Annotated in this window: 11 protein-coding genes; 6 read left to right on the plus strand and 5 right to left on the minus strand. The window is 32.5% G+C overall.

The window, feature by feature from the left end:
• Positions 1-86 precede the first annotated feature (86 nt).
• The 3 genes from RG22_RS11340 to RG22_RS11350 all read left to right on the plus strand — a co-directional run bounded on the left by RG22_RS11340 (position 87) and on the right by RG22_RS11350 (position 3,011).
• A complete protein-coding gene (locus RG22_RS11340) occupies positions 87-1,388 on the plus strand; it encodes a polysaccharide deacetylase family protein (RefSeq protein ID WP_034043261.1) in 1,302 nt (433 codons plus the stop codon).
• Positions 1,378-2,067 (plus strand): YjjG family noncanonical pyrimidine nucleotidase, encoded by a 690-nt coding sequence (locus RG22_RS11345; RefSeq protein ID WP_034043264.1) that lies wholly within the window; start codon positions 1,378-1,380, stop codon positions 2,065-2,067. The genes RG22_RS11340 and RG22_RS11345 overlap by 11 nt, the downstream gene beginning before the upstream one ends.
• 128 nt (positions 2,068-2,195) lie before the next feature.
• A complete protein-coding gene (locus tag RG22_RS11350) occupies positions 2,196-3,011 on the plus strand; it encodes a hypothetical protein (protein ID WP_034046022.1) in 816 nt (271 codons plus the stop codon).
• A 47-nt stretch (positions 3,012-3,058) separates the two neighbouring features.
• Here RG22_RS11350 and RG22_RS11355 read toward each other — a convergent pair whose 3' ends face one another.
• Positions 3,059-4,336 carry a replication-associated recombination protein A gene (locus RG22_RS11355; RefSeq protein WP_034043267.1) on the minus strand — a complete coding sequence of 426 codons (1,278 nt, stop codon included), beginning with the start codon at positions 4,334-4,336 and terminating at the stop codon, positions 3,059-3,061.
• Between the two features lie 271 nt (positions 4,337-4,607).
• Here RG22_RS11355 and RG22_RS11360 point away from each other — a divergent pair, with 271 nt between their 5' ends.
• Positions 4,608-5,339, plus strand: coding sequence for a rhomboid family intramembrane serine protease (locus tag RG22_RS11360; RefSeq protein ID WP_034043270.1), 732 nt, complete (start codon positions 4,608-4,610; stop codon positions 5,337-5,339).
• Between the two features lie 40 nt (positions 5,340-5,379).
• Here RG22_RS11360 and rlmB read toward each other — a convergent pair whose 3' ends face one another.
• From rlmB to RG22_RS11380, 4 genes are all read right to left on the minus strand, one after another.
• Positions 5,380-6,117: a 23S rRNA (guanosine(2251)-2'-O)-methyltransferase RlmB gene (gene rlmB, locus RG22_RS11365; protein WP_034043272.1), complete on the minus strand. Its 738-nt coding sequence runs from the start codon at positions 6,115-6,117 to the stop codon at positions 5,380-5,382.
• A gap of 65 nt (positions 6,118-6,182) precedes the next feature.
• Positions 6,183-7,748 carry a RagB/SusD family nutrient uptake outer membrane protein gene (locus RG22_RS11370; protein ID WP_081997714.1) on the minus strand — a complete coding sequence of 522 codons (1,566 nt, stop codon included), beginning with the start codon at positions 7,746-7,748 and terminating at the stop codon, positions 6,183-6,185.
• An 11-nt stretch (positions 7,749-7,759) separates the two neighbouring features.
• Positions 7,760-10,837 (minus strand): SusC/RagA family TonB-linked outer membrane protein, encoded by a 3,078-nt coding sequence (locus RG22_RS11375; RefSeq protein ID WP_034043276.1) that lies wholly within the window; start codon positions 10,835-10,837, stop codon positions 7,760-7,762.
• A 120-nt stretch (positions 10,838-10,957) separates the two neighbouring features.
• Positions 10,958-12,649 carry a POTRA domain-containing protein gene (locus tag RG22_RS11380; protein WP_081997715.1) on the minus strand — a complete coding sequence of 564 codons (1,692 nt, stop codon included), beginning with the start codon at positions 12,647-12,649 and terminating at the stop codon, positions 10,958-10,960.
• Between the two features lie 243 nt (positions 12,650-12,892).
• Here RG22_RS11380 and rpsL point away from each other — a divergent pair, with 243 nt between their 5' ends.
• Both rpsL and rpsG read left to right on the plus strand, forming a co-directional pair.
• A complete protein-coding gene (rpsL, locus tag RG22_RS11385; protein ID WP_034043278.1) occupies positions 12,893-13,267 on the plus strand; it encodes a 30S ribosomal protein S12 in 375 nt (124 codons plus the stop codon).
• Positions 13,268-13,290: 23 nt separating this feature from the next.
• Positions 13,291-13,767: a 30S ribosomal protein S7 gene (gene rpsG / locus RG22_RS11390; RefSeq protein WP_034043281.1), complete on the plus strand. Its 477-nt coding sequence runs from the start codon at positions 13,291-13,293 to the stop codon at positions 13,765-13,767.

The raw sequence follows: 13,767 nt of genomic DNA on the forward strand, positions 1-13,767 counted from the left end.
AAAAGTTAAAACTCAAATTTCAAATTCCAAAAACAGAGAATCTTTGGAATTTGTTTTTTTTAAATTTTAGAATTTACATTTATAAAATGTTATTAGTATACACTCATAAAATATCACCAAGAATAAAATATGTTTTCAAGCATATTTTCACAAGAGTATTGGGTATTGATGTTTCGTTTACTACAAAAATCGAAAAATTTATTGCGCACGATAGTTTAAAAATGTCGTATACAAAACAACAACTTGGTAACGAATTTTTTATTAAGAGCCATGATATTTTATTTGAGCAAGGCTTATCGGATGTAGAAATACATATACATGATTGGGACGAAACTAAAGGCTTTTTTTTTAATGGTGAAAAGAGTGCTATACCGTTTGATATTTTTGCTTCCTCATTTTATTTATTATCTAGATACGAAGAATATTTACCGCAAGTAAGAGACGAATTCGGGCGTTTTTTAGCTACCGAAAGTATTGCGTTCAAACATGGTTTTTTACATCAACCTGTTGTAGATATTTGGGCGTTTAAGCTTAAAGATGCTTTGCAAAATCATTTTCCTGATTTTAATTTCCCTAAAAGAGTATATAGTATAAAACCAATAATAGATGTACCGAGTGCCTATAATTATAAACTAAAAGGCATTATGAGAACTTGGGGTGGTGCTGTTAAAGATTTACTACGATTAAAATTTAAAAGTCTTTATAATAGATTTATGGTGATTTTTGGTTTAAAGCATGATCCGTTTGATACTTTTAAATACATTATAAATAAGCAAAAGCAAAGTCGTTTTAAATTCGTGTTTTTCTTTTTAATTGGAGCGTATTCTACTTACGATAAAGGTATTAATGCCAATAAAAAGAAATTTATATCGCTTATTAAACAAGTAGCAGATTACTGCATTGTTGGATTAAAAACATCCTTTTTTGCCATTGATAATATATTAGTTTTAAAGAAAGAAAAGTTACAAATGGAGGCTATTATAAACACTTCTTTAACAGCATCAAGACAATCGTATTCAAAACTTAATTTGCCAGAATCTTACAGAAATCTTGTAGAATTAGAAATTAAAGAAGATTACACCATGGGTTACATTAATCATATAGGTTTTAGAGCAGGATCTTGCACACCATTTTTGTTTTACGATTTAGATTACGAAGTGCAAACGCCTCTAAAAATACACTCATATCATCTTATGGATTATGCGTTGTTAAAAACACAATCATTATTAGATAAAAAGAAAGTTTTAAATCAAATTATAAATGAAATAAAAGAGGTAAACGGAGAATTTGTTCCTGTATTTCATAACTATACATTTGGTAACGAACCACGTTGGAGAGGGTTTAAAGACTTGTTTAATATTATTTTAGAATCAGTAAATGAAGATTAAAGGTATTACAGATATATTTTTTGATTTAGATCACACACTTTGGGATTTTGATAAAAACTCAGCACTAACATTCCATAAGATTTTTGAGATGAATAATATTAATGTTAGTTTACATGATTTTTTATCGTATTACGAACCTATAAACTTAAATTATTGGAAGCTTTATAGAGAAGAAAAAATAGATAAAGAGTCATTGCGTTTTGGGAGATTGAATGATACTTTTAATGCAATAAATTTTACTGTAGAAAAAAATATAATAAATCAACTTTCAGAAGATTATATTACACATTTAATTAGCTTTAATCATTTGTTTGAAAATACTTTTGAAATTTTAGATTATTTAAAATATAGTTATAATCTCCATATTATTACAAATGGATTTAGAGAGGTGCAGCAAGATAAAATGGAAAATGCTAGTATCAATCATTATTTTAAAACCGTAACTAATTCAGAATCGGTTGGTGTTAAAAAGCCAAATCCTAAGATTTTTATACATGCGCTAAAAGTTGCAAATATACCTGTAAATCAGGCTTTAATGATAGGAGATAATTATGAAGCAGACATACTTGGTGCCATAAATATAGGTATGGATGCCATTTTTTTTGACATTAAAAATGAACCTATACATCAAGATATTAAACAAATTAACAACTTAATTCATTTAAAAAAATATTTGTAAAGTGTATCTTTACAATTAGGCATTTACTAAAATATTTAATAAAATAGCCATAACTAGAAATTTAATCGCATAAAGAAATGATTAAATGGATGTTACATTTACCTTTAAGAAATAATAAACATAAACAGATGAAAACTAAATTATTTACAACACTTATTGCTTGTTTTATTATTACAAGCGTATTCTCTCAAACCAATTTAAACGATTACAAATATGTAATTGTTCCTAAAAAATTCGATTTTTTAAAAGAAGAAAATCAATATCGTATAAATGAGCTAGGGAAGTTTTTATTTGAAAAACAGGGTTTTATCACTTTAATGGAAGGTGAAAATTATCCAGACGATTTTAAACAAAATCGCTGCATAGGTTTAAATTCTAATGTTTTAAAAGAACCTGGAATGTTTAAAACAAAATTAACGGTTATTTTAAAAGATTGTAACGATCAAGTAATTTATACATCGCAATTAGGAGAAAGTAGAATAAAAGATTATAGTAAAGCCTATAATGAAGCCTTACGAAATGCTTTTAAATCTTTTGAAAATATAAACTATAGTTATATACCTAATAATAAAAATGTGGTTACTGTTACTAAAAAAGATGTTGAAACTAAAAATAAGGTTGCTCAAGAAATTCAGAAACTAAAAGAAGAAATACAATCTCTTAAAGAAGAAAAAGTTGTTGATGTTCCTGTAAAAGAAATGAAACCTATGGAAAGCGTTATAGAAGGTGTGTCTAACGTATTGTATGCGCAGGAAATTGAAAACGGCTTTCAGTTAGTTGATAGCTCTCCAAAAGTGGTTTACAGAATTAAAAGTACAAACTTAGATAACGTGTTTTTAGTTGAAAATAAAAGTGCTATTATCTACAAAAAAGGAGATGATTGGATTTTAGAGTTTTATTCAAAAAGTGTTTTGAAACAGGAAACTTTAAATATTAAGTTCTAGTGTTACATAATAACAAATTAAACTGCGACTGAATACTGTGAACTGATTTAATACCCATATTTATCTTTCCAACGTTGTTTTAAAAACTCACGATGTGCATTTTCTCTAGCATTATTTCCAGGGTCATAAAGTTTGGAGTTTTTTATATCGTCTGGCATAAATTCTTGATTTGCAAAGTTAGCATCGTAATTATGTGCATACTTGTAATTATCACCATAACCGAGTTCTTTCATCAGTTTTGTGGGGGCATTTCTAACCTCCAACGGCACACTTAAATCACCAGTTTCCTTAACCAATTGTTGTGCTTTGCCAATGGCTTTGTAGGCGGCATTGCTTTTTGGTGAACAAGCTAAATAGGTGGCGCATTGACTTAAAATAATTCTGGATTCTGGGTAACCAATAGTCGTTACTGCCTGAAATGTGTTGTTGGCAATTACCAAAGCGGTTGGGTTGGCGTTGCCAATATCTTCGCTGGCAAGAATGAGTAAACGGCGCGCAATAAACTTAACATCTTCACCGCCTTCAACCATACGAGCCAGCCAATAAACCGCAGCATTTGGGTCACTGCCGCGAATGGATTTTATAAACGCCGAAATGATATCGTAATGCTGTTCGCCCGTTTTATCGTAGCGCACGGTGTTGTTTTGAATCTTTTTTAAAACGTCTTCATCGGTAATTGTAACGGTATTCGAGTCGTATGAATTTACAATCAGCTCAAAAATATTTAGTAGTTTCCGTGCGTCTCCACCAGAAAGTTTTAAAAGCGCATTGGTCTCTTTTAAATTAATAGTTTTTTTAGAAATCAGTTCATCTTTTTCAATAGCGCGTTTTAAAAGTGTTTCTAAATCTTTTTTATCAAACGCGTTTAAGATATACACTTGGCAACGCGATAAAAGTGCCGAAATCACTTCGAAACTCGGATTTTCGGTTGTCGCGCCAATTAAAGTAATCCAACCTTTTTCAACCGCCTGCAGCAAAGAGTCTTGCTGAGATTTACTAAATCTATGAATTTCATCAATAAACAAAATAGGATTTTTTGTAGTAAACAAACCGCCGCTTTGTTTCGCTTTATCAATAACATCTCGAATATCTTTTACGCCAGAATTTATGGCACTAAGTGTGTAAAATGGTCTGCCAGATTCAGTTGCAATAATATTCGCAATTGTTGTTTTCCCGGTTCCTGGTGGTCCCCAAAAAATCATCGAGGGTATCAAACCCTGTTTTATATGCTGCGTTAACGCACCGTTTTTGCCCACCAAATGTGTTTGGCTCACATAGTCTTCTAAAGTTTTTGGTCGCAAACGTTCGGCTAAAGGCTCATTCATAACGTAAAATTAAAGTATTTATTCCTGCGGAGGCAGGAATCTTTCAAAAGAATTTATGAACTTAAAGGTATTATTTATTTTAAATTCCAAAAATTATATTTTAAATTTTTAGGACGTGCCCCCGATAAAAAATCGGGGCCGGGCTTTATGTTACTAGCTTTGGCTCGATGCGCGCCTCACTAAAAGCTAACCACTGCAATCGCTCACGCGGAATATCTGCCATTTTAGCATCTAATTAAAAGATGGTTAACTATTTGCTATCTTTAGTTCAATGAATAATAAAGGACATTTTAAATTCTCAACAGGCGTTATCGCTTACCCTGTATTATTCGTGTTAATAATATGGTTAGTGTTTTGGTTCGAGGTGCGTTTTGGTTTCAATTTTAGTAAATATGGAGTTTATCCGCAAACTTTAAAAGGATTAAGAGGTGTTGTTTTAAGTCCGTTTTTACATGGCGATATTCAACACATTTATCATAATACCATTCCATTGTTTGTTTTGTCAACAGCGTTGTTTTATTTTTATCGTCCTATTGCTTGGAAAGTGCTATTTTTTGGTATTCTATTTTCAGGATTTCTAACATGGTGTATAGGCAGACCATCGTATCACATTGGTGCGAGCGGACTCATTTATGTTTTAGTCAGCTTTACTTTTTTTAAAGGCGTGTTTGCAAAACATTACAGACTTATTGCTTTGTCATTATTGGTTATTTTTTTATACGGGAGTATGATTTGGTATGCTATCCCTCTTGAAAAAGGTATTTCTTGGGAAGGGCATTTATCGGGTTTAATAACGGGTTTGTTATTTGCTTTATTCTTTAGAAAAGAAATTGCAAAACCTAAAAAGTATGTATGGGAACGTGACGATTATAATGAAGAAAATGACCCATTTTTAAAACATTTTGATGAAAACGGTAATTTTATAGAAACTCTTGAAACTGAAGAAGAGCAAGAGCAATCCATTATATATTACAATTATAAAGTGGGTAAAAAAAATGAATAACTCTAGTCAAACAATCTAAAAGCTTAGTAGTCTAAATTATCTATTTTAATCTTTGTCTCACAGCTTCATATAAAAAAGCACCACAAGCTACCGATACATTTAACGATTCAATATCGCCCAAAATGGGAAGTTTCGCTTTAGCATCAACCACTTTTAAAGTAGATGGATTAATGCCTCTACCTTCCGATCCCATAATAATAGCGCAAGGTTCTGTAAAAGATACATCGTATAATGTGTCTTGAGTTTTTTCGGTAGCAGCAATTACTTTTATACCAGAAGCTTGCATGTAAAATACAGCATCTTTTATATGATCTACTTTACAAATTGGTATTTTAAAAACAGCTCCTGCACTTGTTTTAATGGTATCTCCGTTTACAGGCGCGCCGCCTTTTTTCTGAATAATAATGCCATCAACACCTGTGCATTCAGCAGTTCTTATAATAGCACCAAAATTACGAACATCACTTAATTGATCTAACAATAAAAACAAAGGCGTTTTTCTAGATTCCATAACTTTTAAGACCAATTCTTCCATATCATGAAATTCAATAGGAGATATTTGTGCAACAACACCTTGGTGGTTTTTGTTAGTTAAGCGATTAAGCTTTTCAACAGGAACGTAAGATTTGTTAATAGATTTCCTGTTTAATAAGGATTCTAGTTCGCTAAATAATTCGCCTTTTAAGCCTTTTTGAAGAAAAACTTTATCTACGTTTTTACCAGCATTTACAGCTTCTATAACCGCTCTTATTCCAAAAATTTGAGTTTGATCTTGCATGGGTTAAAGGTATAAAAAAAACCATCCTAAAAAGGATGGTTTTAAACTAATACATTATTTCTTTTTTAATTAAAAGTAGGTATGTTTGTGTCGTCAGTTCTAGCGGCTGCAGCACTAATATCGAAATGTGGCATTACACCTGTTGGATCAACCGTTACACCTCCAAAAGTATATAATTCTTCTTCAATCACCTGTAACTCTGTAGCGGGTACTGGGAAGTGTCTAAAAGTTCCAACTTGTAATTGATTGGTTCTTCTTCTGTCAAAGAAACCAGATCCGCAAGCTGAATTGAATAATTCTACATAGCGCTCATAAAAAATGGCATCCATTATTTCCGTTTTAGAAGCACCACCAGCTAAAGGCGTTAAATTTCCTCTAGTTACCCTAGAACTTTCGTTAACAGTAGCAACGGCATCTCCAAGTTCGTCTAATCTAGCTTGTGCTTCAGCTAATAATAATCTATTGTCCTCAAGCATAAATGATTTAAGTTGCTTAGAATCTGCACCATCCGAAAAGTTGTCATCATTTGCATAACGCATACTTATATAATGAGAAAAATGAAACTGACCTCTAGCAGGGAAGAAGACAATGTTTGCTCTGAATTCAAAATCTTTACCAATTCCAACTCTAGCATCAGGTGTGGTCATTTCTGGATTAGCTAAGACTGCACCAGCGGTTGCTGGATAGAATTCTGGTTGACTAGGATCTAGTAAATTTACAACTCTCATGTCTAATCGTCCTCCAAAAGTTCCAAAACCATTTGGTGATTCGCTAAAAACAAAAACATTACTCCACCAAATGACTCCATTGTCCCCTGTTGGTCCAAAATCTTCTGTTATACCATTTTGGGTAAGGGTTTTTATAGTGTTCCAGTCAATGGCATTAGTTTCATCTATAAATCTTGCTGATTGTACAATAAATCGTGCTTTAAAAGAATTACATATCTTGATTAATTCAGCACTAGTAGGCGTAATCCCATTAATGAAATTGTCAGTTATTGTGAAATCGTTACTTGATGCCAAAGCTATGCAAGCATCTAAATCAGTTATGGCTTGTGCAATTAATTCATTGTATGGAACAAAAGGTAATTTTTGTGAAAGATCTGTATTTTCATCAACAATAAATCCTTTTTCAAAAAGTAACCCCAAATAACCATAACCTAGACCTCTTAAAAAATGAGAAGAAGCCTTAACCTGAGGTGTTCTGTCTACTCCACCTTCAATCCATTCAATACCGTCGTTATTTATGGCGCCTAAAACATCATTTGCAGACGATATAGCTGCATAATTACCTTGCCATGGTTGCTCCACAACGTTTACGTCAGCCCAAGAAGCAGCATTAAGTAATGGGTTTCTTGGCTCCCATGATAAAGATCTCATCCCATAGTTCCCCCAAGAAGCGGTTCCGTGATCAGCGGCAACTGCTAAGGCTGCATAGGTGTCTCTATTATTGGCTTGCCACCAAGTAGTATAACCTCCACCGACAACGGCATTTAAATCAGAGCCGACAGCAAGTACCAGCTTTGTGTCTGGATTGTTAAGGTTTTTAACCGCATCCATTTCATCAGCGCATGATATAAACATGAGTATAAAACTCATGTATAAGATATTATTAAATTTTAATATTTTCATTTTGTTTTTTTTTAAAAGTTTAATTGTACAGAAAAGCTATACGATTTGGTAGTAGGATAAGGGAAGTTATCTACCTTAAATACGTTGGGGTCACCACCAGGGGTATTTACATCGTTACCAAGACCATTAGTATCTCTACTTGTTAAGTCTGATCTACTTGCTTCAGCTTGATTTGTGATTTCAGGATCGAAACCAGTATAATCAGTCCAAGTAATTAGGTTTCTTCCTATGAATCCTATTCTCATACTCTCTATAAAGTTGCCAATGTTACCCATATTTTCACCATCAAGAGTGTAGTAAAGTGAAAGTTCTCTTAGTTTTACAAACGAACCATCTTCTACAAATCCAGAACTTGGATTACCCGTATTATAAAGTCCTGCATAGAAACTAGCTGGAACTTGCGAATTTGCAGAAACTGCATGTCTTGTATCACGGTATAACCATTGATTGGTTCTATTATAAATATCACCACCTTGTTTCCAATCAAACAGTGTATAAAATGAGAAATTTTTATATTTTAAAGTTGTATTTATAGCCGCTCTAAAATCTGGAGTAATATCACCAATCACGAAAAATGCATTACCTTCATCATCAACTCTTGCTACAGGGGTAGAACCGGTTGCCGCATCTACTACATAACCTTCACCATTGACTAGATAATCATTAGGATCTAGACCCGAAGGTAAATCTGATAAAGATTTAATAAAATCGGAACCATACATAATACCAAAGTTTTGACCTTCTTCTACTCTAAAGAACGTTGTGTTCTGCGTTCCTGGTCCCGTGAGGTATGATGGAACATCTAGACGTGTGATTTTTTGTTCAGATTTATCCCAAACGATTCCTAAGTTCCATGAGAAGTTCTCATTTTTAATAATATCATAGTTTAAAGAAGCTTCAAGAGTTGTACCCTCTATTTCTCCAGCATTTCGCCACTGAGCACCAAATCCTGTAGCCGCTGATAAAGGTACTCTAAGAATTTGATCATCTGTTACTGCTTTAACATAGTTAAATTCAAAACTGAAACGGTCTAAGAAATCAATATTAACACCTAATTCCAACTCACCTGTTTTTGCAGGTTTTAAGAAATTATTTCCTATAGTAGACTTAGTAGCTGATCCATTTCTTAACGAGAATGTTTCAAAACGCATTTCGTACGTTGGCCTAATACCAGCCGTACCGTAAGATGCTCTTAATTTTAGTTCTTGAACACCAGGAATTTCAATATCTTCTGTTACCCTGTAAGCTAAACTAGTTCTAAAATAATTTGCCCACCTGGTGTCTGGACCAAATAAAGAAGATCCTTCTCGTCTTACAACCCCACTAAAAATATATTTCCCTTTGTAATCAAAATCAGCAATTGCAAAATAACTATCAGATATGATAGTCTGAGATTCAGAAGCGAGTGCTGGTCTATCTTTTATGTTGTCCAATGAACGAATACCACCCACTGCTAAATTGTAGCCTTCTGCATTGTTAAAAGCACTTTTATATCTTTCATTTAAGTAACTTAATCTAAAGTTTAAATTGAATGCATCATCTGTACCAAATGAGTCTTGAAATAATGCATTAAACCTTATGTTTTGTGCACGACCGTTGAAATTGGATCTTTGAATAAATCCTATGTCTTTAGCCTGCCCATCAGGGTTATCAGATAAAAAGCCTTTTGGTATATAGTTTTCAAAGGCGTTATTTTCATAGTCATAAGAATATGAACCGTTTAAGGTTAGCCATGGCATAACTTTATAATCTAAGGCTACATTACCTAAGACTCTATTTCTTCTTTCTTCTCTGTCATTATTTGCCAAACTATATAGTGGGTTTCTATTATTACCATCAATAGTGTCAAAATCATAATTGTAAGGCGAGCCATCTTCTTCATTAGGAGCTAACATATCATGTATTGGCTCTGTCATTAATGTAGAGAAAAGAACATTAGCTGTAGAACCTGAGTTAATTGCAGCATCTCTCCTTGAATTACCATAAAATATCGAAGTTTTTAAGTTTAGTTTCTCAGAAATTTTGTTGTCTAAGTTTAATCTGAAGTTATCTCTTCTATAATCATCAACTTCTTTAAAAATTCCTTCATCAGAAAGTCTTGAATAAGAGAATAAATATCTAGAATTTTCACTTCCTCCATTTACTGAGGCAAAATGCGAATTGAATTGACCTGTTCGCAAAACTCTATCTTGATTATCATATAATTGGCTACCTGCTGGATACGGATTATCAGCAAACCCATCAGGATCAAGTTGTCTTGAACCTGTTGATAAATCAAAATTTGAACCATCAGGAAGCATTAAGAACTTGTGTGTTGTGGCTAAATCATATTCAGCATTCACATTTCTCCAACCAACTTCAGATCTATAGGTAACGTTAACTTTATCGCTATATTTACCGCGTTTAGAAAATATTTGGATAACACCATTTGCCGCTCGAGACCCATATAATGAAGCTCCCGCTGCACCTTTAGCTACCTCAATACGATCAATATCTTCTGTATTAATATCTGCTAGTCCGCCTTCTAAGATTACTCCATCTAAAATAATTAAAGGGTTCTGACCAGTAGCTATTGAATTTGCCGTTCTTAATTGGATGTTAACATCACTACCTGGTTGTCCCCCTGAAGGAGAAACGGAAAGACCTGAAATTTTACCTTGAAGCGCTTGACCTGCTGAAGCAGCTGGAACGTTATCCAGAAGTTCGTTGTTTACTTGTCCTAGAGCAAAACTTAGTTCTTTAATCGATTTTCCAGATGCACTACCAGTTATAACAACTTCTTCAAGAGAAGTTGCATCTTCTGTAAGAGTAACATTTACTATGTTAGAACTACCTATAGTAACCTCTTTAGTTGTATTGCCAACAAAACTAAATACAAGGGTGTCCCCTTGATTTACTTTAATTGAATATTTACCATCGAAATCTGAAGTTGTACCTGAAGTAGTCCCTTTAACTAAGACAGTTGCTCCAGGAAGCGGTAAACCAGAACCATCTGTAACCGTACCTGAAATTGTCTTTTCTTGTGCAAAAGAAAATTGCACAACTAACGCTAGTAATAGCGTTAGCATTCCACTAAACTTTGTTTTCATTTTATGATTTATTTGAATTAGTCACGTCAAAAATCATAATAAAAAGTTAATAAAACAATAAATAATGGTTAAAATTTAATATTTAGGGCAAAAAATTATGAAAATGACAATTTAAAACCCTTAAAAATCAGCAATTAAGCTTAAGTGAATTTTTGAGTTTGAGAATTTAAAAGGTTGGTTTTCAGGTTTGCCATTAGCATAATTAAGTTTAAAAAGGCCAGTTTTTGTTAAAATACCAAATCCAAACCCGTATCCAAAAAGTTTTTCTTTACTGTTTATGATTTTATTTTCAAAGTATGCTAAATCTGTTATGGTGTGAATAAATATGGTATTATTAAGTTGATACCTGTATTCTACATTTAAAACTCCAAAGCTTGACGCGAATAAGCTGTTTTCTTCAAAACCGCGAATAGAGTTTATACCACCAAAACGAAAAAGTTCATTTTCAAAATAGGTGTTCGAAATTAAATTAGAGCCATTAACTTTAAAATAGAAACTGTTTTTGTTGTTAAGATTAAAAATTTTAAAAGCCTCAATAGAGTATTGAAATTGCTTTTCTTTCGTGTTGGTTACTTTTCTATTGCCAAAGCCAGCTTCTAAATTAACACTTGATTTTATAGGAAATAATAAATTATTGCGATCTAATTTTAAAAACTGATATGCGAGTGTGTAAAAATTCGAATCATAATCCGCAATATTTTGCAAATTACTTGAAGACAATAAATTATTAGAAGAGGTGACCACTATACCACCATAAAGTTTATGCTTCGAGTTTATTTGATAATGCAATTTAGCCGATTGGTTTACCGTAGTAAACGTAGAGTCCTTTTTAAAAATTTGTAAACGCAAATCTATCCCAATGGGTGACTTAAATAAATAAGGTAGTGATAAATCTGTTCTAAATGTTTTTTGGTCGTTTTCATCGCTCTTATAAAGTAAGCTAAACGATTCACCAAAATTTAAGTTGTTTGTTAAGTTTAGATTTAAGTAGCCATCAAACTCCAATTTGTTGGTGTCTTCGTTGGTGCCAAAACCCAAAAAGCCATCAAACGAATTACTTTTAGCTTTTTCTGTGTATATATATATGGTAGTAGAATCTTTTGAAAATAATATTTCTGGTGGTTTTATTTGATTAGCAAACTTTAAGTTGCTTAATAGGTCCGTTTTTTGTTTAATCTTGTTTAAATTAAAAGTTTGATTTTGTTTAATTTTCAAATAATGCTTCAGATATGACTTTGGGAATTTATCATAGCCTTTAATTACAATATTGTCAATAGTTCTTTTTTGTTTTTTAGAATCAATTATTAAATCAGCTTTTAAATTTTTATTAACAATTTGAATATTAGATAATTTTAATTTTGAAAACGGATTACCTTTTTCCGAAGCTTTAGAGTTAATAAAAATCAAGCTATTTTCTATTGTGCTAAACGGAAGGATAAAATAGTCATCAAAAACGTCGCCTGAGACCAATTTTAAAATAGATGCATTAATAACCGAACTATCATAATATATATATATGGTGTTATATTTTTTTTTAAGATGAAATTGAGCTATAAATAATGAATCGCTTTTTTTGTTAATGGCTTTCAATTCATTTTCAATATAACCTATTTTAAAAAGGGTGTTTTGAATGGAGTCAACTTCAGATCTAATAGATATATAGTCATTGTGCAGCTTTAAATAGTTCAAAGAGTCAATAACTTTAGTTTCAGCCTCGGTTTTACCATATATTTTTAAACTTGAATTTTGACAAAACCCTTCCAAAGGAAAAAGTATATATATAATAATGAGTAAAAAAGCAGCTTTTTGCACGTTAATAAATTAAATCTCAAATTCTAAAAGGTCATCTTTTGCAGTAATTAGAAACTGTAAACTGAATTCTTCCAACTTAAATTTTAGTGTAAATCTAACGGAAAATCTACGCTTATAATATAGGTAATGCCATAATTTTTGAAAACTCTTAAAAATTAATGATTTAGGGTTTGAAATATTCATTTTAATTTCTACCTTTGCAGCCCTCTTAAAAGAGGATTTTAAAATTTATATATAATATATATGCCAACAATTTCACAATTAGTAAGAATAGGAAGAGCCAAAATAACCAAGAAGAGTAAATCGGCTGCTTTAGATTCTTGTCCGCAAAGACGTGGTGTGTGTACTCGTGTTTACACAACAACTCCTAAAAAACCTAACTCAGCAATGCGTAAGGTAGCAAGGGTTCGTTTAACAAACGGTAACGAGGTTAACGCATACATCGGTGGAGAAGGACATAATCTACAAGAGCACTCGATAGTATTGGTTAGAGGTGGAAGGGTAAAAGATTTACCAGGAGTTAGATATCACATTGTACGTGGTGCTTTAGACACAGCAGGTGTTTCAGGTAGAACGCAACGTAGATCTAAGTATGGTGCTAAACGCCCTAAGAAGTAATTAAAAAACTTTAAGAAGAAGACATGAGAAAAAGAGCAGCAAAAAAGAGACCGCTATTGCCGGATCCACGATTTAACGACCAGTTAGTAACTCGTTTCGTTAACATGATGATGTGGGATGGTAAGAAATCGGTAGCTTTTAAAGTATTCTACGATGCAATTGATATTGTAGACTCAAAAAAAACTGACGAAGAAAAAACAGCTTTAGAAATCTGGAAAGATGCTTTATCAAATGTGATGCCTCACGTAGAAGTACGTAGTCGTCGTGTTGGTGGTGCAACGTTTCAAATTCCAATGCAAATTCGTCCAGATCGTAAAGTTTCAACAGCAATGAAATGGTTAATTAGCTATTCACGCAAAAGAAACGAAAAATCTATGGCGTTACGTTTAGCATCTGAAGTTTTAGCAGCAGCTAAAGAAGAAGGAGCAGCCGTTAAGAAAAGAGTTGATACTCATAAAATGGCAGAGGCAAACAAAGCATTCTCTCACTTTAGATTTTAA

This window comes from Wocania ichthyoenteri Th78, from assembly GCF_000789235.1.
Classification (GTDB): Bacteria; Bacteroidota; Bacteroidia; order Flavobacteriales; family Flavobacteriaceae; genus Wocania_A; species Wocania_A ichthyoenteri.